Origin of the sequence: Thalassotalea atypica, assembly GCF_030295975.1 — a bacterium.
Taxonomy (GTDB): Bacteria; Pseudomonadota; Gammaproteobacteria; order Enterobacterales; family Alteromonadaceae; genus Thalassotalea_F; species Thalassotalea_F atypica.
In genome coordinates this window covers 1,814,024-1,838,535 of sequence record NZ_AP027364.1, presented here as the reverse complement: position 1 = coordinate 1,838,535, position 24,512 = coordinate 1,814,024, and the positions used below count along the sequence as shown (strand labels likewise).

18 protein-coding genes are annotated in these 24,512 nt (G+C 39.9%); 10 read left to right on the top strand and 8 right to left on the bottom strand.

Annotation, left to right across the window (positions count from 1 at the left end; all coding sequences use genetic code 11):
- Positions 1–3 precede the first annotated feature (3 nt).
- Positions 4–723 (bottom strand): DUF599 domain-containing protein, encoded by a 720-nt coding sequence (locus QUE03_RS08535; protein ID WP_286267085.1) that lies wholly within the window; start codon positions 721–723, stop codon positions 4–6.
- 251 nt (positions 724–974) lie between these two features.
- Here QUE03_RS08535 and QUE03_RS08530 point away from each other — a divergent pair, with 251 nt between their 5' ends.
- From QUE03_RS08530 to QUE03_RS08520, 3 genes are all read left to right on the top strand, one after another.
- Entirely contained in the window at positions 975–3,359 is a 2,385-nt protein-coding gene (locus QUE03_RS08530; protein WP_286267083.1) for a carbohydrate binding family 9 domain-containing protein, read from the top strand.
- Between the two features lie 208 nt (positions 3,360–3,567).
- Positions 3,568–5,850: a carbohydrate binding family 9 domain-containing protein gene (locus QUE03_RS08525; protein WP_286267080.1), complete on the top strand. Its 2,283-nt coding sequence runs from the start codon at positions 3,568–3,570 to the stop codon at positions 5,848–5,850.
- 92 nt (positions 5,851–5,942) lie between these two features.
- Positions 5,943–7,115 (top strand): GGDEF domain-containing protein, encoded by a 1,173-nt coding sequence (locus tag QUE03_RS08520; RefSeq protein WP_286267078.1) that lies wholly within the window; start codon positions 5,943–5,945, stop codon positions 7,113–7,115.
- Between the two features lie 67 nt (positions 7,116–7,182).
- On the opposite strand, the gene QUE03_RS08515 is transcribed toward QUE03_RS08520, so the two are convergent.
- The 4 genes from QUE03_RS08515 to QUE03_RS08500 form a co-directional block, all read right to left on the bottom strand.
- Positions 7,183–7,686 carry a hypothetical protein gene (locus tag QUE03_RS08515; protein WP_286267076.1) on the bottom strand — a complete coding sequence of 168 codons (504 nt, stop codon included), beginning with the start codon at positions 7,684–7,686 and terminating at the stop codon, positions 7,183–7,185.
- 49 nt (positions 7,687–7,735) lie between these two features.
- Positions 7,736–9,019 (bottom strand): RDD family protein, encoded by a 1,284-nt coding sequence (locus QUE03_RS08510; protein ID WP_286267075.1) that lies wholly within the window; start codon positions 9,017–9,019, stop codon positions 7,736–7,738.
- Between the two features lie 95 nt (positions 9,020–9,114).
- Complete coding sequence (locus tag QUE03_RS08505; protein WP_286267073.1) at positions 9,115–10,287, bottom strand: vWA domain-containing protein; 1,173 nt, start codon at positions 10,285–10,287, stop codon at positions 9,115–9,117.
- A 9-nt stretch (positions 10,288–10,296) separates the two neighbouring features.
- A complete protein-coding gene (locus QUE03_RS08500) occupies positions 10,297–11,142 on the bottom strand; it encodes an AAA family ATPase (RefSeq protein WP_286267071.1) in 846 nt (281 codons plus the stop codon).
- Positions 11,143–11,307: 165 nt separating this feature from the next.
- Here QUE03_RS08500 and cysK point away from each other — a divergent pair, with 165 nt between their 5' ends.
- Together cysK and QUE03_RS08490 are read left to right on the top strand one after the other, a co-directional pair.
- A complete protein-coding gene (cysK, locus tag QUE03_RS08495) occupies positions 11,308–12,276 on the top strand; it encodes a cysteine synthase A (protein ID WP_286267069.1) in 969 nt (322 codons plus the stop codon).
- Positions 12,277–12,432: 156 nt separating this feature from the next.
- Positions 12,433–12,861 (top strand): hypothetical protein, encoded by a 429-nt coding sequence (locus tag QUE03_RS08490; RefSeq protein ID WP_286267067.1) that lies wholly within the window; start codon positions 12,433–12,435, stop codon positions 12,859–12,861.
- A 43-nt stretch (positions 12,862–12,904) separates the two neighbouring features.
- On the opposite strand, the gene QUE03_RS08485 is transcribed toward QUE03_RS08490, so the two are convergent.
- Positions 12,905–15,043: a winged helix-turn-helix domain-containing protein gene (locus QUE03_RS08485; RefSeq protein ID WP_286267065.1), complete on the bottom strand. Its 2,139-nt coding sequence runs from the start codon at positions 15,041–15,043 to the stop codon at positions 12,905–12,907.
- 315 nt (positions 15,044–15,358) lie between these two features.
- Between QUE03_RS08485 and QUE03_RS08480 the strand changes: the two genes are divergently transcribed.
- Both QUE03_RS08480 and QUE03_RS08475 read left to right on the top strand, forming a co-directional pair.
- A complete protein-coding gene (locus tag QUE03_RS08480; RefSeq protein WP_286267063.1) occupies positions 15,359–18,394 on the top strand; it encodes a TonB-dependent receptor domain-containing protein in 3,036 nt (1,011 codons plus the stop codon).
- Between the two features lie 127 nt (positions 18,395–18,521).
- Complete coding sequence (locus QUE03_RS08475) at positions 18,522–19,601, top strand: metallophosphoesterase (protein WP_286267061.1); 1,080 nt, start codon at positions 18,522–18,524, stop codon at positions 19,599–19,601.
- A gap of 72 nt (positions 19,602–19,673) precedes the next feature.
- On the opposite strand, the gene ggt is transcribed toward QUE03_RS08475, so the two are convergent.
- Both ggt and QUE03_RS08465 read right to left on the bottom strand, forming a co-directional pair.
- Positions 19,674–21,461 (bottom strand): gamma-glutamyltransferase, encoded by a 1,788-nt coding sequence (ggt, locus tag QUE03_RS08470; RefSeq protein ID WP_286267059.1) that lies wholly within the window; start codon positions 21,459–21,461, stop codon positions 19,674–19,676.
- Positions 21,462–21,470: 9 nt separating this feature from the next.
- Positions 21,471–22,082: a tRNA-uridine aminocarboxypropyltransferase gene (locus QUE03_RS08465; protein ID WP_286267057.1), complete on the bottom strand. Its 612-nt coding sequence runs from the start codon at positions 22,080–22,082 to the stop codon at positions 21,471–21,473.
- 108 nt (positions 22,083–22,190) lie between these two features.
- On the opposite strand from QUE03_RS08465, the gene rrtA reads away from it, so the two are divergent.
- The 3 genes from rrtA (at position 22,191) to QUE03_RS08450 (ending at position 24,509) form a co-directional block, all read left to right on the top strand.
- On the top strand, positions 22,191–22,754 hold the full coding sequence (rrtA, locus tag QUE03_RS08460; RefSeq protein WP_286267055.1) for a rhombosortase: 564 nt from the start codon (positions 22,191–22,193) through the stop codon (positions 22,752–22,754).
- Positions 22,755–22,862: 108 nt separating this feature from the next.
- On the top strand, positions 22,863–23,645 hold the full coding sequence (locus tag QUE03_RS08455; RefSeq protein WP_286267054.1) for a substrate-binding periplasmic protein: 783 nt from the start codon (positions 22,863–22,865) through the stop codon (positions 23,643–23,645).
- Positions 23,646–23,759: 114 nt separating this feature from the next.
- The gene (locus tag QUE03_RS08450) at positions 23,760–24,509 is read left to right on the top strand and encodes a substrate-binding periplasmic protein (protein WP_286267052.1); all 750 of its coding nucleotides are present in this window, start codon (positions 23,760–23,762) and stop codon (positions 24,507–24,509) included.
- The last annotated feature ends 3 nt before the right edge of the window (positions 24,510–24,512 follow it).

Sequence of the window (24,512 nt, the reverse complement as noted above, 5' to 3'; positions counted from 1 at the left end):
GATTTATTTTAACCTTGCTTCTCTTTCCTTGGTCAAAATATCCTGACCGGCAGTGATAGCGCGTACTGCCTTTGATGTAAATTCACGCTGATATAACGTAAACACCACCACGAGGGTTGCTACCACAAACATCAATGGGTGAAAAAACCAACCGATAACAGCAAGTGAAAAATAAAATGAACGCAGCCCATAGTTATAAGAATGTGCCGCTTGATCTTGCACAATCGCCATTTGTTTTGCGTATTTTTGTAAGTTCACATTCTTGCCTGAAGGATCAATGGGGGCCGCGCCAATCATGACATTCAAAAAACCATATTGTCGCATCGACCACGTCAATTGAAAGAAAGCCAAAATAAATATAAAGGCAAGTAAGCTGAGCTTTAGTTGAATAGCAAAATGATTAGGTTGCTCAGCAAATGGGAGCGAGCCAATCACTTCTTCAAGTTGTTCAACTTGAGCAAACAAGGTCAATACACCAGCTAAAACCAGTAAGGTTGTTGAGGCAAAAAACGCAATATTGCGCTCCAAGTTGGCCAGTAGAGCAGCCTCACCTACTCGAATATCGCGAGTAATTAACTCATACATCCAATGAATTCGATGCTGATGAAGACAACGAGCAATGCAGTTAGTGGTTTTCGCTTTTTTTCGGGCAAATGAAGTATAACCCATCCAAACAATGACAAAAAAGGCGATTGCAATAATGTCTAATAAAGAAAAAGGCATATTCACATGACTATAATTAGAAAGTTATCAATATTATGCCTAAGTTATTTTTTTTAAACTAGACAAAATGAATTACCAACAATTGTTAAACTAGTTAACCACCTATTAACAAGAAAACTTCACACAAAATATGCTTGTACAGCTTGTCTCAAAGTAATGGCTTTTGGTCGTAAATACTTTGACTGTCTATGCCACTTTGACAAAACTAAATGTAAATTTTTGTCACTAAATATAAAAACAATGGAAGTCGTATGTCCTTTTCAGAAAAAACGAATAACTCACTAATCAATACTTGTGTACTTGGCTTGAGTATCTGGGTGAGCTCGTTTTTCGTAACTGCCAAAGACAATATCGACACAAAGACAATTGATATACCTCATATTAGTGGTCAGATAGTTATCGATGCAAAGCTGAATGAACCGCAATGGCAACAGGCTACAAAAGTTGAGGTGAATAACGTAACTCGCCCTTATGATAATTTACCTAGCCCTATTTCCACACAAGCGTTATTGATGGAAGATGGGGGTACCTTTTACTTAGCCTTCATTGCCAAAGATCCTGACCCTAGCCAAATTAGAGCATATTTTAAAGACCGAGATAGATCATGGGGAGACGATTTAGTAGGTATTAAACTCGATACCTACAACGATCAACGTAGCGCTTATCGCTTTATGGTTAACCCACTTGGCGTGCAAATCGATGGTATTGAAAATGAAGTTACCCAAAGAGAAAGCGATTCTTGGGATGGCATTTGGGAAAGTAAAGGTGAAATAGTCGAAGACGGCTACATTGTTGAAATGGCACTACCATTACGTATGCTTAACTTTAATGAAGGCTTACATGAACAACGATGGGGCATTGAGCTGGTTCGCTTCTATCCGCGAGATCAGCGATTTCGTATTTCGAACATTCGACTCGAACGAGGCAATCGTTGCGAAATTTGCCAAATGATGCCGGCAGATGGTTTTTCAGGCGCTAAACAAGGTAATAACCTAACCGTTACCCCGTCGCTTGTTGTGGCTCAAAGTGAAGAACGCGATGATGACAACAAATGGCAGACTGAAGATGACATTGAACCAAGCCTCGATGTACGCTGGGGTATTACACCTGATATTCTACTCAATGCGACACTAAACCCTGATTTCTCAACCGTCGAAACTGACAATGCTCAACTGAACATTAACAACAATTTCGCATTATTTCTGCAAGAAAAAAGGCCCTTTTTTCTTGATAATGCCGACTACTTTGATACCAACTACAACTTAGTTTATACGCGAAATATCAACGCACCCAATTACGGCGCTAAACTGACGGGAAGACACAAAAATCATTCATTTGGCCTGTTTCTAACGGATGACGACTCTACCAATATACTTATTCCTGGCAACCGCCGAGCAAGTATTGCTGAAATCGATAGTGAGTCAACAGCTGCTGCATTCAGGTATAGAAATAACTTCAATAAAGATATTACCTTGGGTTGGATATCAACACTACGCAGTGCTGACGATTATCACAACATTGTACACGGTATAGATGCCCGTATTAGGCTGAGTCAATCTGACGTTATCAAAGCGCAACAATTGTACTCTAATACGGAATACCCCGAAGATTTGTACGAGCAATTTTGTGATGCTGATGATGTTGGCGACTGCAAATTATCCGAAACAGAGCCATGCAGCATTGAAAATTGCGATGTTAACGAGCTAGTTTTGCGCACACAAAAAGACGGCGATTTTAGCGGTAATGCGTTTAAAGCAGGCTACTATCACGACTCTCGAAATTGGCATTATCGAGCAACCTACCAGAAGCAAAATGCTGATTTTAGAGGTGATTTAGGCTTTATCTCACGAGTAGATCAAGAAAAGTTTGTTGTTGCACTCGAGCGTAAATGGTACGCAGAGCCTAATAAATGGTGGAACGAAGCGAGGGTTTATTCAGATTGGGACATTGCCCACAATGACGATGGCGAGTTGATCGAGAAAGAACTCGATATTGTGGCCAATGTATTTGCTCAATTAGGTTCACGAATTAGAGTGCAATACAGTAACCGAGATAAAGTCGGTAGCCGCAGAGATCAAAGCAGCTTGGCCATTGATGATAACACCACATTATTTAGTGAAAGTGAATGGAGTTTGTTCTCTGAAATAAAGCCGATTGCAGGTATTTATTTGAATACTAAGCTTGAATATGGGGATGATATTGACTTCTCAAACCACCGTTTAGGTACCAAGAAGTTATTCCGCCCCACATTTAACTGGAATGTAAACGAGCACCTGGAATTGAAAGTCAAACATACTTTTAAAGCGCTAGATGCAGACAACGACAATGTTTTTATTGCCCGATTAACGGACTTTAGAGCTACTTACCAGTTTAACGTTCAAAGCTTTATACGAATCAGTTTGATATACAACAATACTTCCAGAAATCCGAACAACTATCCATTAAGTTTGCCTGAAGATATTACCGCTCATTCAAGAGATGTATCAAGTGAGTTGCTGTATGCCTATAAAATTAACCCGCAAACCGTCTTTTACGCCGGGTACTCTGAGCACCGAGATACTGAAGGCAAATTCAGTGATTTAGAACAAGACTTCCGCAAAGTCTTTATGAAATTCAGTTATGCATGGCAGAAATAGTACTAATTAAATCCAGTTTCAACATAGGCGGGTTGAATATGTTTCAAACAGTCCTGTTTTAGCTATCATTATAATTTTTAAGCTTTAATTGTATTTACTGGCTAAATTTGGCACAATTTCACACTCAAGGAAGTCCTTAATAAATTTATAACAATACTAATATTTTTGGAGAATCGCCCTAATGCTAAGGAAAAGCAGTCTAGCATGCGTGTACGGTTTTTTATTGTCGTTGCCTTGCTTGCCAGCAATCGCACAGTCGAAGCCTGTATTAAATATACCTCATACGGATCAATCTATTGAGATTGATGGTGAGTTTGACGAAGCATTATGGCAAGATGCGCTGGATATCAGCCTAGACATTGTTAATAGTCCTTACGATAACAGCCCCGCTCCCGTTAAGACGATGGCAAAAATCATCGAAAATGGAAAATTTATCTATGTTGCATTTGATGCAAGAGATCCTAACCCTGAACTCATTCAGGCTGCGTTAGGTGATAGAGACACTAAATGGTTTGACGACTTAGTAGGCTTGCGTATCGATACGCTAAATAAACGCCGCAACAGTTATAATTTTTTCGTCAATGCCTTAGGTGTACAAAACGATGAAATTTATGATGAAATAAATCAAGAGCCTAATGACTTGTGGGATGGCATTTGGCATTCATATGGCAAAATCACTGAAAAAGGCTATCAAGTTGAAATTGCCATTCCCTTTAGTATTTTAAACTTTGAGCAAAGTAGTGACATCAAAACCTGGCCATTTGAATTAATGCGTTCATTTCCTCGAGATATAGGCCTTAGATTATCACATGTCCCATTAGATCGAGATAACAACTGTTGGGTGTGTCAATACCCCGCTGGTAGCGGCTTTAAAGAAGCCGAAATAGGCAAAAATATTACCTTGACTCCTGCGCTGGTTTTATCAAACGAGCAGCGTCGAGACATATATGACAGCCAAGACGACTGGCATAGCAACGAAGATTATCAGGCCAGTTTAGATTTACGTTGGGGAATAACGCCAAGCTCATTGCTTAATGTTACTATTAATCCAGATTTTTCAACGGTAGAGTCGGACGCCGGTCAACTCGATATTAATGAAACATTTTCATTATTTTATGATGAAAAGCGCCCTTTTTTTATTGAGAATTCTGAGTACTTTTCGTCACCATTAGATTTAGTGTATACCCGAAATATCGCCGATCCTGACTATGGTGCAAAAGTTACAGGCTCTCAAGGGCAACACAATTATGGTGTGTTTATCTCTCATGATAATCAGACAAATTTTATTCTCTCGGGAAATCTTAGCTCTAGAGTGGCGTCCATTGATGCACAAAGCCATTCCAGCGCATTGAGATATCGCTATGACGCAACCGATGAACTTACTGTCGGCGCTATATCAACCTTGAGAACTGCCGATGATTATCATAACTATGTATTTGGTGTGGATAGTAGCTATCGTTTTAGCACTTCAGATCTCATCACCGCACAATGGTTAGTGAGCGAGACACAATACCCTGACGATTTGTTTGAACAATTTTGTTCAACAGACTGTCAACTTAACGAGCAAGTGATACGTAGTAACAAGAAGGATGAATTCACGGATAATGCCTTTAATATAAATTACATTCGCGATACTGAGTATTGGCAATTCACCGCTAGTCACGAGTCATTTGGTGAGAACTTTAAAGCAGACCTAGGCTTTATCCCAAAAAGCGATTACACCAAAGACAGTGGTTCAATAAAGCGTCGTTTTTATAATGACGACTATTCAGGATTTTGGCAAGATATGGCCATTAGCGGTCACTGGAACATACAGCATAATGACAACGGCGAATTCATTGCCAAGGAAATATCGAGTAAGTTAGTGTTTGATGGACCATTGCTATCATTATTTGATCTCACCTACATGGTTGCTGAGCGTGTTGGACTAAGAAGTGATTCAACAACTCTTGCTATTGACGATAATACTGAGCGATTTACCGAGCATCAATTTAACCTGTATTCGAAATTCAGACCGACTAATAGGACGTTCTTTTCTCTTGACGCGACCCTTGGTGATAAAATCGATTATGACAATAACCGCTTAGGCGATTATTACAAAGTAACAGCTAATGCAACATGGAACATCACCAATCATATTGAGCTCGACATTTACCACACCATCAGTGAGCTAGACGCTGATAACGCGAGAGTTTACTTGGCTAACCTAACAGATTTACGGTTTACCTATCACTTTGATGTTTATAGCTACCTGAAACTGGGCATGGTATATAGCGATGTTGACAGGAATCCACATAATAACCCGAACGGTTTTTACACGGAGCAAGAGAAAGTTCTGGAAACTCAGTTGATATATGCCTACAAACTTAACCCGCAAACAGCACTTTATTTAGGCTACTCAGATAGTAGTTATCAAGACGATTATCTAGTTGATTTAGAACGAGAGAAACGAACATTTTTTGCAAAATTTAGTTACGCGTGGCAACCATAATATTCTGTCTTAAATATAGTTACCATTGATACTGATTAACCATTAAACATGACTATACTTATGTTAATGGATAGCTGAAAACGTACGTACATTTGGATTCTATTTCTTTATTGCAAACAAGCCATGTGATAATTGTGACGGCGCTGTGCCTAATTGCCGCAGCGCTTTTTCAATTTAACCCTGCACGAAAGCAACCTGATTTAACACACTCAATTAGTTACTTTTCCTGCTTTTTTATTTTTTGGTCACTCGCCTCTCTTTGTTTTAACCTTAGACATTGGCTTCCGGTATCATTTTCAGTCTTTACCACCAACTTATTCCTATTTATCGGCGTTTATAGCCTTTACTTGGGGTTTAAATGGCGCATAAGCAAAGCACGGCATTTATATCAATATCCTTTTATTGTTGCGCACATTATTATTTATACAGGCACCCAGACATTTTTCGCTATTAACGGTTACAACGATTTTATCGTCCGCGCATATTTTTACACTTTCAACTATGCTGTAGTGCTTGCCATATGTTTGCCTCAAGTGAATCAATCCGCCCGTAAGCATCATCATTACGGCGAAAAAGTTACCGCTATTATTATTAAAGCAACACTGCTAGTCCTAGCGATTAATGCAGCATGTATTCCCTATTTTTCAATTGAAGAGGCATTTCTTGCCATCTGGGCCATCAGTCTTATTGCAATAATGGCAATGATGGGGGCTATTCAAACTTTGCTCCTTGCAGATGAGACCGAACGGCATTATCAAAATTCAATAACGGACAGTTTAACGGGGTTATTCAATCGTCGGCACTTTCTGCAGTTACAAGATGTCACAATGAAGTCAGCAAACAGACATCACTTTCCATTTACCATCGTCATGTGTGATCTGGACCACTTTAAAAAGATTAATGATACGTATGGTCATCAATGTGGTGATCAACTACTTATCGAGTGCGCAAACGCATTACAGACGTTATGTCGTGATTCAGACATACTCGCACGCTACGGAGGTGAGGAGTTTATCATTTTGCTACCTCAAACAGACTCTAAAGGGGCACAAAATTTAGCTGAGCGTATGCGCTCAGCAATAGCAAACATTAATTTTGATTTTCAAGGTCATGAAATTTGCATGACTGCTAGTTTTGGCATTTCTTCACATGAACACTTCTCGGATCTCGATTTAGGCATAAAACAAGCGGATAAAGCCCTTTATCAAGCGAAAAAAGGCGGGCGAAACAATACTTGCACCTTTAATGAAAACTCTTCCGCCTAATAGCAATTAATTTATCTACATTGATGGCGGTTAATTAAAACATTAAGCTCTATGTCATTGACTAAGGCTATTTAAATACTACCTTGGCACTAGTTCTGCGATATACACGCTGCTCAGGTGTCGTCCATTGCCCATTTTTTAAGTAAGAAGTGGACACGTTCATCTTATCTTTTTGTAAAGTCGAAATTGATTTAACTTTCGTAATACCATCACTGTTGCCGGTGACATCTTCATAGGCAGCAAAAGATTTATCATCGATAACTTCAATAACGCCTTGAGTAAAAAACTCTGCGGTAGTGAAATAGTAAAATACGATTTTCTGTTTAGTTTTATCAAAGAAAATTAATGACTCGCCACCATATTCACCATCATTGATGGAGTGCAATGTCCGGAGTGCTTTTCCGTTTAACGCCCTTTCCCATTTCGATATATCAACGACACTTGGTTGGCCTTGAGCAACTTCAAATTCAGCTTTCCATGTACCTACATATGCAGAGAATAAACTGATTTCTTTAGCAAATTTTGTGCTTTGCGAAAATACGGTTTGGCTACAAAGTAATAATGTTGCCATGATTATCTTGAGATAACTGTTCATCATTGTTCTCTCTATCAAACTAAGTTTAGCTTTCATCATTGTTAGTATAATTCATGCCTGTTGTTGAGACGGCATCAACCACAACAGTTGCTGATATTTTGTCGTGGATCGCTTGACGATTTGGATCCCAAAATATCTGAGCAAAGCCCAATAGCCCTGTAGCAATACCAGCCCCATAACCACCATATCGCCCAAAAGAGTCCCACAGTGATAATGGCGTCCCATCCAATTGTAAAACTTTGATAGAAAACATTTTTTTACCAAGTGTCTGTCCCTTCCAAATCGACGTTAGTACGGTAAAATAAAATGCTGCCCAACCAAAACCCAAGCCCAAATCTTCTATTATTCCTTTCACGTATTCCATTATCGAATAAATTGGTTTGTCACTTTTTGTTGATTCTTGCTCATCTGTAGGAGGCACTTTGTTAAAATAAGCTTTGCCTTCGTTATAACCTTCCTTGTTTTTCGGAGTTTTGCTTTCTGATATTTTACTATTGATTTGAGCAATACCATCTTTTTCTAATGCCTTTGTACCCCTTGATAAATTCCCCGATGTTGTTAAGACTTCAGCTCTTGCCTCTTGATAACGATTGATAAGATAGCTAGCCAATTTGGTTTGCTGCTCTTGTGGTAACTCCGTTTCATCAACAATTTCTTTGATTGCATTTTCAGCAAATTCAGGTGTCAATTCTACTGAGATAAAAGGTTGTTGTGTAAGTGTTGGGGTAATTTTCCTCTGCCAACAATCCGTGTCCTGACAGTCACTCTCGCTCATCGATTGCGTCAATTCGATAACAGTTTTACTTAGAATAATGGTCGAAGCCAAGCCCAGTTCGCTTGGCGCAATAGCAATGCCGTCCTCACTGCCTAAAACACCATTGATTCCAGGACTTTCCGTCGACGAGCCATTGAAAATATCGTTGTTAAACATAGAGGGTAAAAAATCAACTAACATAATAAACACAATAAAGGCGCCAATAAAACGGGCCACAACTCGCCTTTTACTGCCTTTGACTTTCCCCATCGCTTGGGCTCTTTTACGACTCCCCAATCGAAAAAAAGTGATAGCTAAGACTATCGCCAATAACTCGCCAGGTGCGCCACTGAGTATCGCAATAGCCAATAAATCAACAAGCAGTGCAAAGCCTCTTTTATAAGGTGATGCTAGAGGAAAACCAAACAACGACTTATCTATTTCAAAGGCAAATGGAGTTAATATTTCACGGGTTTCTTCTCGCGACAACAGATGTGAAGACTGCGCTTCTCCTGACGCTTTTTGATCGGATGTAGGGGCTAAATGGTTATCCATAATATTTATTCGTTATTTCAATTTTAATCGTGATGATTCAATAATAGCGTTACCAACGTAACTTCCAGCTCATTTTCAAGGTTCAATGAAGTTTACTATAACAATTCTTTGATACCGTCACTTAATCCACTTAACGTCAAAGGGTACATTTTGTCCCCCACCACTTGGCGCATAATGTTGATCGAAGCATAATAATTCCAATGCACAAACTCTTGCGGATTGAGCCAAATGCATTTGTCAAAATGTCCTAAAATACGTTCCATCCATATATTACCGGGCTCTTCATTCCAGTGTTCAACACTTCCACCTGGATAAGTAATTTCATACGGCCCCATGGTCGCGTCACCAACAAAAATTACTTTATAGTCACGACCATAGGTATGCAATACGTCATAGATGTCTAGCTTTTGACTTTGACGACGTTCATTATTCTTCCAGACACTTTCATACACACAATTGTGAAAATAGAAAAACTCTAAGTGCTTGAATTCCGTATGAACGGCTGAAAACAACTGCTCACACACTTTGATATGGTCATCCATTGAACCACCAATATCAAAAAACATTAATACCTTAATGGCATTATGTCGTTCGGGCTTCATTTTAATGTCAAGATACCCAGCATTGCGTGCTGTTGCTGCAATAGTATCATCTAGATCCAGCTCTTCACCTGCCCCTGTGCGTGCAAACTGCCGCAGTTTTCTTAACGCAACTTTGATATTTCGCGTACCAATTTCCACTTGGCTATCAAGGTTACGATATTCGCGCTTGTCCCACACTTTAACCGCTTTACGTTGTCTGGATTCTTTTTGACCTATACGCACACCTTCTGGGTTATAGCCATACGCACCAAAAGGTGAAGTACCTCCTGTTCCTATCCACTTATTGCCGCCTTGATGCCTTTTTTCCTGTTCCTTCAGCCTTTCAGCTAAAGTCTCCATAATTTTTTCTAATCCGCCCAAGGCTTCAATCTGTGCTTTTTCCTCAGCCGTTAAGCTTTTCTCTAGCTGCTTTCTCAGCCAGTCTTCAGGAATTTGGCTCAAATCTAAATCAAGTGATTCCACGCCCCTAAAGTAATCAGCAAAAGCACGATCAAATTTATCAAAATGACTTTCATCTTTAACCAAGATCGCGCGACTTACCGCATAAAACTCATCAATATTGGCAAACACTACATGATGCTTTAATGCTCTGATCAAATCGAGTAATTCACGAATTGTGCAGGGCACTTTATATTCGCGAACTTTTAAGAAAAATCCAATTAGCATAGTCTTTGCTTATCTGCCTGAACGCTGCATAAACGCAAGCTTTTCAAATAAATGTACGTCTTGCTCATTTTTCAATAAAGCACCATGCAATGGTGGGATGACTCGTGCTTGTTTCGTTTCATGTAACACTTTCGGATCTATATCTTCAGCAAGTAACAGTTTTAACCAATCAATGAGCTCTGACGTTGATGGCTTTTTCTTTAAACCCGGAATTTCTCGTAAATCAAAAAACAGTGCTAACGCTTCATCAAGCAGTTCTTTCTTGATGTTTGGAAAATGCACATCAACAATTGACTGCATTTCATCTTTATCAGGAAAGTTAATGTAGTGGAAGAAACAGCGTCGTAAAAAGGCGTCAGGTAGCTCTTTTTCATTATTTGAAGTAATGATTACAATAGGACGTTGGGCTGCTACCACACGCTCTTGCGTTTCATAGACAAAAAACTCCATTTTATCTAACTCTAAAAGCAAATCATTAGGGAATTCGATGTCTGCTTTATCTATTTCATCAATCAATAATACTGGGCGCTTATCGGCAGCAAATGCCGTCCATAATTTACCTTTAACAATATAATTGCCAATATCCTTAACTTTTTCATCACCTAACTGACTATCTCGCAGACGTGAAACTGCGTCATATTCGTATAGCCCCTGCTGCGCTTTTGTTGTCGACTTAATGTGCCAGCTGATCAACTCTGTACCTAAACTTGCGGCCAATTCTTCCGCTAGCATCGTTTTACCCGTGCCTGGCTCACCTTTAATTAACAAAGGTCGCTCTAAGCTAATGGCTGCGTTGACGGCCAACTGTAGTTCTTTTGATGCAATGTAATCTGATGTACCCTTAAATGAAGACATGAATTTTCCACTATAATTTATAAAACAGACATTAAATTATTCCAGTTATATATATATGTTATAACTAAATGTCACTTCTTTTTATCGTATAAGTAGTTAATCTTAACGGGTATATTTAATCAATGCCAAGTAGTTTAGAACTTGGTGTGTTGATAGGAAAAAATTATGTCATCAATATTTCAAGATAACTCGACCTCAATTGGTCAAACTCCACTGGTAAAACTCAACCGCGTTACTGGTGGTAATGTATATGCCAAAATAGAGTCAAGAAACCCAAGTGCTAGCGTAAAATGCCGAATTGGTGCCAGCATGGTATGGGATGCAGAAGAAAAAGGATTATTAGGTGAAGGTAAGGAAATTATCGAGCCTACAAGTGGTAATACTGGAATCGCACTAGCATTTGTTGCTGCGGCGCGCGGTTACCCAATCACTTTAACCATGCCAAACACCATGAGCTTAGAGCGTCGCAAACTGCTTTCAGCACTGGGTGCTAATTTGGTTTTGACCGAAGGGGCAAAGGGCATGAAAGGCGCAATTGATAAAGCGCAGGAAATTCGTGACTCTGAGCCAAACAAATATGTACTTTTAGGACAATTTGATAATCCTGCAAACCCTAAAATCCACGAGGAAACTACGGGACCAGAGATTTGGAAAGACACTGACGGTAAAATCGATGTGCTGGTAGCCGGCGTAGGTACGGGCGGTACAATTACCGGTATTAGCCGTTACATTAAGCTAAAAGAAGGTAAGAAAATTACTTCTGTGGCGGTAGAGCCAGTTGATTCACCAGTCATTTCACAAACAATGGCGGGAAGCGAAATTCAGCCAGGACCACACAAAATTCAAGGCATTGGGGCAGGTTTTATTCCTGGCAACCTAGATATTGAAATGGTTGACGCTGTTGAACAGGTGTCTAATGAAGATGCCATGGCAATGGCACACCGATTAATGCAAGAAGAAGGCATTCTAGCGGGTATTTCTTCAGGCGCTGCGGTTGTTGCCGCTAAACGCATTGCAGAGAAACCAGAAAATGCAGACAAGAATATAGTCGTTATCTTACCTAGTTCGGCTGAGCGCTACTTGACTAGTCCATTATTTAGCGAAAGTTTTAGCGATAAAGAACTAGTACAGTAAATTTCATTTTCATGAAACTTGGTACCTCTGTGGTATAAGGCGCTTTTTGCGCCTTTTTTAATGGGCAAAATTTAATGGTGAATAGAAATTGGCTAGTAATTTGAAATAGATAGGCATAAAATCAAGTTAAAATGGATTTATGATCATTCAAACAATATGAAACTTTTCAAAACTATTGCCCTTGTCTCACTCATTTTGCTTACTGCATGCTCACAAGAAGAAGATATCGCAGAAATCGATAACCCTGAATTGGTCGCAGTGGCATTTTTCAATGCTCTATATAACGAAAAAGATGTTAAAAAGGCAGCTTCAGTATGCAGCCCAAAACTTGCACGCATTATTTTGCACTATAAGTCTCCCAATGCGGTAGCGAGGCACTTATTCAATATGTCTTATGATAGCGTCAACATTACCCCTGATGACAGTGGTGTAAAAGTCAGAGAGCAATTTAAAGACAATGCAAACATCACATTGTACTTCGACGGAATTTATCAAGAAGATAAAATGAAAAATGTTAAACGGATACGATTAATTCAAGTTGATGGAAGCTGGGTAATCGATAAAATACTCAAAGACCCTTTCTAAATAAAGCGGCATTAGCCGCTTTATTTTTATGAGTTACCTCAGTCTAATGAACTAACTCACTGACTTTGAGGTTTTCAATTATCTTGATGTCCGCTTGAGGGTAGGCACTCATGTTAAATAACAATGCATTATTTTCCACCATCACGCTCATACCACTACTGGAGGAAAAGCTTCGCTTTGGTAATTTTAATAGTTGTGTGACATTTTGATTGAACAAGTCGTATTTATTCAAATGATAACTGCCGGCTTTTTTATAGCTATAAAACACTTGGCTATCGAAATACCTCCAGCCGTAAATAGTATTAAATTTTGTAGCTGGAATAGCCATAATTCCGCTTTGTTTACTTGCAATTTCCTTACGCCAAAGCCCATTTTCAAGCTTCGTATAAAGCAATTCACCGTCTGATGTCACTATGCCATAGCGCGCGCTGTCAAAAGTTACCCGTTGAAAATTACCCGTTTCGATCTCAATTTGATACAAGTCAACGTGATCTTTCTGATAAACCGCACTAATCAAAGACTGATCATCGAGTGACCAAGTCGGTCGATTAAACTTTTCAAATGATGAAGGAACTTGTTCTACCCTCCCAGTTGCAACATCAAGCACGAACAGTTTTTCATCATTTTCATTGATTGACGGAGCCAAAAACGCCACCTTGTCTCCCTGGTGAGACCATTTAGGGTAACGAATAGTACGTTTTAAATTGGTTAGTTGCTTAGGATTACTGCCGTCTACACTCGCCGACCACAGTTCATAAAACCCTGTTTCATTAGACACATAAACAATCTTTTTATTGATAGCAGAATAATCGGGATAAACATGACTAAATGCTGATTGCATCAAAGGGACCGGCATACTTGCGATATCTGTTGCCAATGGATAGGTTGCAATCAAATAATTTTCTTTGCGCTGATGAAACAACACGCTATTTGTTTGAGTCGCAACACTTGGGTAGCTAAAGCCTTCAATATGTAGTTCACTCACAACTTTATCGTCAATATTGACGACATAACCATTTCTAACGTCTGCTCGTTGAGTAGCGTATACCAAGTGTTGCTGGTCTGCTAACCAATCCAGTCCAACAATATCTTCTTCGCCAAACGTCAATTGCTCAGCCGCTTTGGACTCTATATTGACCAAGAATATATTTTCATTGAAGCGGCTTACACGCCTCGTCACCGCAATAAATTGCCCATCGGGAGAAAACGCAAAATCTCTATCTTTGTAACCACAATTGGAGCGACAGGAAAACCTTACCGGTTCACTGTTTTCCTTAGTTAAATCAAGAAAGTAAATGCCGCTGTCATCTGCTTGGTCATCATTCCCATGGAACGCCAACATCGAATCATCCGAGGTAATATCAATATAATAATATCCTCCCGCGATAGGACAATTTGCTAAAATGGTCTCCTGATTCGTATTCACTTGCAGGCTCACTACTTTACAACTATTTTTAGTACCGTCCTTTCTGGCAAAAAACAAAACATCACCTGTGCTATTCCACACCGAATGCCCCTCTTTCGCGCTATCAAACGTAAGCTGTCTTGCGTCTAAATTTGGTTGAGCAGTATCTTTGAGGTATAAATTACTGTCTCCTTGATTTGGTGACCATTGGTAAGCTAACCAACGCCCATCAGCAGAGATAGAAGGAAACATTTCAGTTCCCGGCTTAGTAGTTACTTGAGCTGCACGTTTAAATGGTGCTTGTGTTGGCTCTGTCTTAAACTGTTGCCACAAAATAATAACAATACAGCTGATAAAAAATAACGTAATAATTTTGGGGTAAAGGCCCAACCAAACAGAGGTTGAATTTGTATTATCAGTTTCCGACTGGAAATGTGAAGTACATTGCTGGTGCCATGTAGGGGCAATTAACAAGCGATAACCCACCTTTCTTATGGTTTCTATCACCTCTTCTTGCTCAACTTCACACGCTAGCTTTTGACGCAAGTGCCAAATGGCGTTGGTTAATGCTTTTTCCCCAACATATTCATTTTCATTCCATATGTGCTTGATCAATTCATCTCGAGGGATAACGCGAGGATATTCTTTGGCTAAGTACGCAAGTACCTCAAGGAATTTGGGTTGAACCGATTGTTTGTCTTGCTGGTCAATTTGAATCGCGGCTTCATCCATCAAAATATGGTTTTTACCAATAGAAAATGATTGGTGGATTTCCATCTAACCGTAATGCCCAACGTTTTATAAAATATCATTTATATTAACTACTAATTGACGATTTGTTAATGAATTTCAGAAAAAATAAAACGTGCCTCATACAGCTATTCTTAATTAAAACAAACAAATGATAATCACATAACAATTTGATAATAAAGGAATAGACATTAAATAGATGTTTAAACGAGACACAGCAGATTGTAGTTGACCTTCAGATTATTTAGAAAACCCTTGAGAGACATCATCAGTGATGTTCTTGGTTTTGCCAACAAACACAAAAGCTAATGGCAAAACGGATAAAGTCAAAAGGGAGAAAAGATGAATAAGAATTTAATCACGTTGGCAATACTGAGTACTTCAAGTCTATTTAGTACTCAGTCATGGGCTAATGCCGCCATAGAAAAAGAAATTAACACTAATCAAAGTAATGTAGAGCCGTCTGTGGAAAAGGACGAAACTGAAAAAATTATTATTACCGGCTCACGCCTACGCCGAGACAGTTTCAGTGTCGCAACACCACTGGTAACCGTAAACAACGAAGCTATTGAAGATGCTGGTTTAGGTTCTTTGGCTGCTGTACTTGTTGAAGAGATCCCCGCCCTGTCTGAGTATACCAGTAATACCAACAGCCAATCAGCGGTGTCTGCAACTGGCTTATCAACAATTAATTTACGTAACTTAGGCGCAGATCGCACATTAACGTTAATTGATGGTCGCCGTGTTGTATCAAACAGCTATAGCGGTAATTACGTCAGTTTATCAACGATACCGTCAGGTATGGTTAAAAAAGTCGAGGTGATCAGTGGCGGCGCATCTGCAACTTATGGCTCTGATGCCATTGCCGGTGTTGTAAACATCATCACGCAGCAAGATAAAGAAGGGTTTGAATTTAAAGTTCGCGGCGGGGAAACCACCAATGGCGGCGGCGAGGAATTCACGTTGGATCTAAACTATGGCTCAGAATTTGATGATGGCAGAGGCTATTTCTATTTCAGTAGCACATATGATGAGCAAAAAGAAATTGCTTTTAACGATCGCGATCGAGCCTTATTAGAAACTGATTTCGATTATGACGACGAGCTGATGTGCAATACCAATGGCACCATGAGTGGCGACCAATGTGTTCGAGATATCACCACCGATGACTGGCGATATCGTTCAGACGGAACCTTAGGTGGTGTATTTGTTGAAACCAGTAGTACTAAACCAGACTCTGGTTTTTGGTATGACGGTCAAACATTAAGAGATGATTGGCACGAAGAGCGTTACGGGATTAACTCCAGACAATGGGATAAATTACGTGTACCTGAAGATTCGCTGTCTACAGCATTTAAAGTAAACTACGAATTGGCAGATAACCTTGATGCAAGTTTTCAAATTCAATATTCAAATAACCAATCTGAAAACATAAAATCTCCAGAAGATGAATATGAAGGCACAGTTGTCTTGGTCATTGACCCTGTGACGGGGGAAACCAGCCGCGTTAAGAGCAGTAAAATTCCGATTGAGAATCCATTTGTTCCTGCAGAAATTTTGGCAGCAACATCCAGTGATATTAAGTGGGATAGACGCATGGGTGAAGTGGGTAATGTGATAACCGATAACGAGCGGGAAACCATCCGAACATGGGCCGGCTTGCAAGGTACTTTGTTTGACGATGAGTGGGACTGGGATTTATCAGTAGGTTACGGAAAATTTACCCAAGACCAAACCCGTAAAAATGAAATCAATGTGCTTAAGTTAAAGCAGGCATTAAACGCAGAATATGCCGCAGACGGAACAACGATACAATGTGCCGATGCAGAAGCGCGTGCCGATGGCTGTGTTCCTATCAACTTGTTTGGCCAAGGCTCGATCACCGATGACATGGCAGGCTATATTCGTTCAAATCCAACCATCAATACTGAGATTGAACAAATCAATGTGCTCGGTTATATCGCTGGCGATCTATTTACCATGCCTGCAGGACCTGTAGCCGCCGTATTCGGTGCCGAATACCGCAAAGATAAACAAAATTTATCAGTCAGCGATGAACAACAATACGGTGGAATAACCTTTAATTTAGTACCGGCATTCAAAGGTGAGATCGACGTAAAAGAAGTGTTTGCAGAATTTGCCTTTCCACTACTTGTAGACGCGCCAATGGCAAAATCTCTTGTTGCAGAAGCGTCTTTGCGCTTAGCGGATTACAGCCACGAAAATATTGATATCATGGAAAGTTATAAAATAGGCCTGATCTGGCAACCTGTCGAAGGTTATATGTTTCGTGCAAACTACGCGCGAGCTCAAAGAGCTCCAAATATTACCGAGCTATTATCGCCACCACGTGGCGACTATGACTCGTTCAATGATATTTGTGCGGGTGTAAGCGCAACATCGACTGCAGAAGGACATGATAACTGTCGCCTCGAGCCGACGATTGCTGCGTTAATAAATGCTGACGGTAATTTTGTTTTCGAGGATGAGAATAACGGATACGGACCTAATGCAGGTAATGATCAGTTAAAAGAAGAAACCGGTGATACTTACACCTTCGGTATTACCATGGCACCGAGTTTTATTGATGGCTTACAAATAGCAATTGATTATTACGACATTACCGTAGAAGGCGCTATTGAAGAAATTGATAATCCAGAAATTATCAATCAATGTTATAACTCTTCAAGCCCTTGGGGCGCAGGAAATGAGTTCTGTGAAGTGATCACGCGTGATGATGAAGGTCAAATTATTGAAATCATGCAACGTCTATACAACGTTGGTGAGCTTGCGACAAGTGGTTACGATATTGCCATCGCTTACAGTCACGATCTTGGTGATTACGGTAACTTAGCCTTCAAAGCGGACATGACTCACGTAATTGAACACACCAAAACGTATACAGGCAACGACGGAGAAGAAACCTTAGATTATAACGGTGAGCTTGACGGTGGCACATTTGAAGATACTGCCTCAGCATCAATCGTATGGTCGACGGACGCGTGGCGCGTGAGGTGGAGTACAAAATACAAGAGTGAAATTGTTGACAGCCATGAGCGCGTTGCCGAGCACAAAGAAATGTTTGCCGACAATGCCGCACGCTGCGCCGCAGGAAAAGCGAGTTGTGTTAGCGATCCTGAAACACCAAATTACTTATACTACGGCTCTTACATCAAGCATAACGTTTCCGCATCCTACTCTATGGATTGGAACGACAGCGAAATCCGATTCTTCGGTGGTGTCAATAACGTCTTTGATCAAGACAAATTTGTGCCTAGAACAGGGAACGTAGCTGAAAAAGGTATAGGTAACTATGACAGTAAATATGGCGGTGGTGTAGGCCGTTTTGTTTATGTAGGTACTGAAGTCAAGTTCTAAACCAAGTTGATACTTAGGCATAAGGACGTGCCCTTTTACACAAATTAATAGATGCTTTTTTCACTATTTTTTAGCATGCTTGTATTAGTTGTTTCTCACAAGGACGTGAGCATTTTAGAGGTAATCTATGAATCTAATTACATGGCCAAAAGTGGTCATTGCTGTTGTCATTTTGTCACTGCAATTAACTATTAAGGCAGAAGGTGACTTTCAGTTACTCGTTGATGATGGTCCCTATATCGACATTCAGCAAACGCAATATGTTGCCCACTGGTTGTGCAAAAACAAACGATACACTCAGCCTTTTTCAGTCAATGAATCAATAACCTCAAAGCACTGTTCACTGCCAAGCGTTAATGTCCACTCATTAATGCAAAACAACATCAGCTATTCAGGCGATTTTAGCGTCGCAGCCATGAGCGACTTTCATGGGCAGTACCAACTGACCTTAGATATTTTACGTAACAGTAATATTATTGATCAAAATAATAACTGGGCCTTTGGCAACGGACATTTTGTAATTACTGGAGATATTTTTGATCGCGGCGATAAAGTAACGGAATTACTGTGGTTTGTTTACCACTTAGAAAAACAAGCAGAGCTGGCGGGAGGCAAAGTACATTTATTACTGGGCAATCATGAAGTCATGGTACTCAACGGTGATTTACGTTATTTGCATCCAAAATATCAAAAAGTCAGTGAGTTACTGAACCGTCCTTTTGAGCAATTATTTACTCCCAATACCGTACTCGGACAATGGCTTAGAAATAAGCCCGTGCTCGTGAAAATTAACGACATGTTGTTTGCACACGGAGGATTTCATCCCAATCTTGCAAAGGAAGCTCGTTCATTAGAAGACATCAACAACGTGTTTAAGCAATCATTAGTTAAACGCGAGCTTGCAACCCCTAGAAGTGGCTGGGCTAAACAGTTGCACGAGACCAATGGACCTATTTGGTATCGCGGATACTTTAAAGATAATGGTGCAAACGAGCAGGAAATAGACTTATTGCTCAAGCATTTTGACATCGACCACATTATTGTTGGACATACCTCGTTTGCTCAAATAGAAACTCGATTCCAAGGAAAAGTCATCGCCATTGACTCGAGCATCAAAAAAGGTAAATACGGTGAACTATTACTCATTGATAACAGACAAATGTACAGAATAACCAAGGCGGGCCAGAGGCAACCTTTGCAGCAGTGATTTATTTGACTACCTAAAAAAAAGGAGCTTACGCTAATAAGTTCCTTTTTTGTGAATGAAAAACAAGCCTGATTACTTAGCTAGCACTTGCCCTTCTCTTCGTGGATCTGCGCCGCCGAATAACATGCCATTTTCTATTTCAATCGCATGTACACCACTGTTTAGATCCCTAATTATCACTTGATGCCCTTTAGCTTCAAGTGCTGATTTTAACCCCGTAATCGACGTGCCTTTTTCCAATGTTGTAACATTGTTTCGATTAGTCACTTTAGGTAAGTTAATCGCCTGCTGCGGATTCAAATTATGATCAAGCACTGCCAACATAGTTTGCGCCACATAATTAATAATCCTTGAGCCGCCCGGAGATCCAACGACCAATTTAAGACTACCATCGTCATTAAAAACCATCATCGGCGCCATTGAACTTCTTGGACGTTTAAATGGTTCAACACGATTAGCCACATCGTGACCATTTCGTTTTGGTGCTAAAGAAAAATCAGTCAATTGATTATTTAGAATGAAGCCATTAACCATAACGGCAGAGCCAAACGCCATTTCAACACTCGTGGTCATCGAGATAGCATTTCCTTCACTATCAACAATAGAAATATGACTGGTTGACGGAAGTTCAAAAGCATTGTCATCCGCATATGCAATCTGCCCTACTTGACCAGCTTGCGCTTTGCCCATGTCGGTTTTGAGATTAATAAGCTGCGATCTTTGATTTAGATAACTTGAACTAAGCAAGCCATCGGTAGGCACGGTAACAAAGTCACTGTCTGCAATATAACGGTTACGATCAGCAAAAGCTAAACGTGAGCTTTGGGTAAATAAATGAACTGTTTCAAGGTCGCTTGGCCCGTACTGTCCTATATTGAATCGTTCAAGCTGCGCCAACATTTGTACAACAGCAACGCCACCAGAGCTAGGCGGCGCCATGCCACAAACATTATACTTTTTATAAGGACCACAAACTGGATCACGTTGACGTGTGTGGTAGTTAGCCATATCTTCAAGCGATAATTTACCTGGTTCAATTGAGGCATTTTGTACGGCATTGACAATATCTTTCGCTATCCAACCTTTGTAAAAAGCGTCAACCCCATCGGTAGCTATACTGCGATACACTCTAGCAAGATCTTTATTAACTAGCTTTTCGCCAGCTTTAATTGCCTGTCCATTGGGAAAAAAGTAATTTGCTATTGTCGGTAGCTGGCTAATGCCGGGGTTAAATTTCATCCCAACAAGTTTTTCTAAACGTGGAGATACAATAAAGCCTTGATCCGCCAACTTGATGGCATCTTCAAACAGCACTGCCCATGGCAATTTACCGTATTTATCATGCACCGTTTTAAAGGCATGCAACACGCCCGGTACACCAACTGAACGCCCCCCCACAACAGCGTCAATCCAGCGCACAGGTTTTTTATTATCATCTAAAAACATCTCTGAGGTAGCGGCCTTGGGTGCAGTCTCTCGGCCATCAAAGGTTTCCAGTAACTGCTTTTTTTCATTCCAATGCAGAATAAAAGCGCCACCACCAATACCAGAAGATTGAGGCTCAACCAGCGTTAATACCAGTTGCACAGCAATCGCGGCGTCAATTGCACTGCCACCTTGTTGGAGCATATTAAAACCCGCGGCACTGGCGTATGGATTGGCCGCTGCCACCATGTATTCTTCACCCGTAACTACTTGCTTGCGGTTAAAACCTGTTGCCGCTTCTGGTTCTCTGGTTTCTCTAACAATACTGTTTTTTTTGTTATTTTCTTGCGCTGAATTTGTTGGCAAGGCCAATGAAAGTGGCGCGACCGCCATAAGTGAAACTACGATGACACCTTGCTTTAATATACTTAGCATGACCTTCCTTTATTTCGATGATGAGTCATTATCATTTGATGGTCTAAACGATAACTGAAATTGATTAAATTGCACGAAGTTATTTAGCAGCGAGCAGTATTTTTCTGGCTGATTTTCCAGCAAACTTAACCCATGACAACAGGCTTCAAGGGTTGATAATGCGTTAGACTTTTTGGTCTTCCTGATTTCATACAAGCTCGAAAACCCATCAGGCAACTTCAGGTGCGGTAGGTTTTTAAGTTTATTAGACAACTGATATATTTTGTATGCTTTTTTCCATGTGGCATCAAGTAAAATTAAGCACTTAATATCAATAGGTTGAGACACACCGAAATTTTCATGTATCTGCGAGGCGTCTTCACTCGGATACAGCACAAAAGTGGATGATGGATAGGCATTAAGGATACTCAAAAACTCCTCATTGTCATCAAATGACTCACCAATGATAACCTGACACTTGGACAAGGATTTTTCAAGTAACGGTAAACTGCCTTTCGTGTGGTTGACTTCTTTAGGGTGTTGAAGCACAACCACCCGTATATCGTTATCTATCGCCGCAATAAATGAACATATACAAGCCGAGCTTGGTCGCGAACAGTGGGAACAAACATTACGAGCCACAAATAAACTCTTTATTTAACGTTGAATTAAAAATAAACTGCGTCCTAAATCTATACACCTGAAGATATCGCTATTTTACACATCTCAAAAAAATTTATTAACGGTTTTATGCAACACAAGTCTCCGTTATTGGTTTTAGCTTTAGCATTTGGGGCCTATTTTGGTGCCGCTGGCGTACATTGGTTCGAGTTTAACCGAGATGCATTGAATGATTTTCAGTTATGGCGGCTGTTAACCAGTCATTTCTATCATACAAACTTAACGCATTTGCTACTCAATTGCTTTGCCGTTATCTTGCTGTGGACAATGCACGGTCATTTCTATCGCGCTAAAACGTTTATATTGCTATTTTTAACTTGCGCTCTTTGTACTGGCGTAGGTTTATTATTGTTTTCTTCATTAAACTACTACGTTGGATTGTCCGGTGTGTTGCACGGGATCTTTTTATGGGGAACGTTAAAAGATATTTATGCCCATGAAAAAACGGGGTATCTATTGCTCATCGGTGTAGTGATAAAATTAATTCATGAACAAGTTTATGGCGCCAGTGAAAGTATCGCACAAATGATAGAAGCTAATGTTGCAGTAGATGCACATCTGTATGGCGCAATAGGTGGTTTAAGCTTTTTCATCATTCAAAAATTCTACAATACAGTACAAACTGAAAATTAAACCATTTCAATTGCACCAAAAGCAATAAACAGTGCCAATAAACAGAGAGTATGGCATCAAACTGCAATTGACGATAATATCTACTACAGCCTAGTAGGAGTAACGAAATTGCCATTTAGAATTATATTATCGGTCTTGATGACATTACTTTCTTTTAACGCTGTTGCTATAGCTGAAGAATTTCCCTTAGTGACATTAGTCACTGAAAACTTACCTCCACTACAATATCGCAACCAAAACCAAGAGCTGGATGGTTATTCTTTCGACTTGATCACCGCAGCAATGGCGAAAAGTAAATTGCCTTACAAGCTTGATGTATACCCTTGGGCACGCAGTTATAATTTAACTAAGAACAAGCAAGATGTATGTATATTCTCTATTGCACGCATTCCTGAACGTGAAACTATGTTTCACTGGGTTGCACGGCTCGCCGAGACCAACACAGTGATATATGGCTTGAGAAAAAGTCGGTTAAACATAAAAACTCTGGACGATGCTAAAAACTACAATGTCGCAGTTATACGTGATGATGCTACCCACCTTTTACTACTAAAATATGGGTTTGAAGAAAAAAAGAACCTCTATATCGTCAACAACACCGAATCATTACTAAAATTGGTTTACACAAAACCAGAAATAGACCTTATTGTTGCTGACGATGTAACCATAAGATATCGGGCGAAAAATGCAGGTATCGCTATGAGTGAGTTTGAGTCGTTAGTGGTCATCGAAAACACATCACTAAACTTTCATTTAGCCTGCAATTTATCTACTCAATCGATAATTTTGGAACGTCTTAAACACGGATTTTCGGCGATTAAAAAAGATGGAACACTTGAACAAATTAACAACAAATGGCACGATGATGTAGGTGATGCATATGTGCAATAACAACGTGGTTTTTTATTAAAAATCGAAGAAAAATAAAACCTTTAAACAACACCCTAAACAATAACCTATTACACTTTCATTTTGCTATTTAGATGGAACAAAAAGAGCATAGTAATGATGTTAATTCGCAGTATAGTTTCGTTAATAGCAGCAATATATTCATTGGTTGCACAAGCGTCCCCTCCTACTTTACATATTCTGACGGAACACCTTCCTCCGTATCAAATGACCGTTGATGGAAAAGTGAAAGGCTTTGCCACTGAAGTGATAAGAAGCGCTTTGTCCCATACAAATATTGATTATTCAATCAAAATTTATCCATGGACAAGGGCCTATCATATGGCGATCAATAACAAAAATAGTTGTATTTATTCAATAGCTAGAACACCCGAAAGAGAAAACCTATTTCAATGGACGCAAGCCATTGCGACCACTGACTCAACATTGATTGGTTTACGTGACAACAGTGGCATTGAGATCAGCACACTTGAGCAAGCTAAACAGTATAAAATCGCTGTTATTCGTGATGATGTCACCCATCAACTGCTTATAGAGAAAGGCTTTAAAGAAGGCGAAAACCTGTATATTGTCAATAATTCAAGCTCTTTGCTGAGGTTGTTGGCTGAGAGAAAAGCCATTGATTTGATTTTTGCGGATATCATGACGGTTAAATATCGTGCTTTACACGACAATATTGACCCGAGTATTTTCACGCCTTACCTGAATTTAAATGACAAACCGCTAAATTTTTATTTGGCCTGTAGCTTGTCAACGCCAAAAGAGATCGTCAATCAACTAAATCAAGCAATTACCACAATCAAATCTAAAGGTCAGCATCAAGCCATAATAGAACAGTGGCAATAGCAA

Excerpts from the sequence above, each read along its gene's own strand:
- QUE03_RS08535 (WP_286267085.1), bottom strand. The coding sequence starts at position 723 with ATGCCTTTTTCTTTATTAGACATTATTGCAATCGCCTTTTTTGTCATT.
- QUE03_RS08530 (WP_286267083.1), top strand. The coding sequence starts at position 975 with ATGTCCTTTTCAGAAAAAACGAATAACTCACTAATCAATACTTGTGTA.
- QUE03_RS08515 (WP_286267076.1), bottom strand. The coding sequence starts at position 7,686 with ATGGCAACATTATTACTTTGTAGCCAAACCGTATTTTCGCAAAGCACA.
- QUE03_RS08510 (WP_286267075.1), bottom strand. The coding sequence starts at position 9,019 with ATGGATAACCATTTAGCCCCTACATCCGATCAAAAAGCGTCAGGAGAA.
- QUE03_RS08505 (WP_286267073.1), bottom strand. The coding sequence starts at position 10,287 with ATGCTAATTGGATTTTTCTTAAAAGTTCGCGAATATAAAGTGCCCTGC.
- QUE03_RS08500 (WP_286267071.1), bottom strand. The coding sequence starts at position 11,142 with ATGTCTTCATTTAAGGGTACATCAGATTACATTGCATCAAAAGAACTA.
- cysK (WP_286267069.1), top strand. The coding sequence starts at position 11,308 with ATGTCATCAATATTTCAAGATAACTCGACCTCAATTGGTCAAACTCCA.
- QUE03_RS08490 (WP_286267067.1), top strand. The coding sequence starts at position 12,433 with ATGAAACTTTTCAAAACTATTGCCCTTGTCTCACTCATTTTGCTTACT.
- QUE03_RS08485 (WP_286267065.1), bottom strand. The coding sequence starts at position 15,043 with ATGGAAATCCACCAATCATTTTCTATTGGTAAAAACCATATTTTGATG.
- QUE03_RS08480 (WP_286267063.1), top strand. The coding sequence starts at position 15,359 with ATGAATAAGAATTTAATCACGTTGGCAATACTGAGTACTTCAAGTCTA.
- QUE03_RS08475 (WP_286267061.1), top strand. The coding sequence starts at position 18,522 with ATGAATCTAATTACATGGCCAAAAGTGGTCATTGCTGTTGTCATTTTG.
- ggt (WP_286267059.1), bottom strand. The coding sequence starts at position 21,461 with ATGCTAAGTATATTAAAGCAAGGTGTCATCGTAGTTTCACTTATGGCG.
- rrtA (WP_286267055.1), top strand. The coding sequence starts at position 22,191 with ATGCAACACAAGTCTCCGTTATTGGTTTTAGCTTTAGCATTTGGGGCC.
- QUE03_RS08450 (WP_286267052.1), top strand. The coding sequence starts at position 23,760 with ATGATGTTAATTCGCAGTATAGTTTCGTTAATAGCAGCAATATATTCA.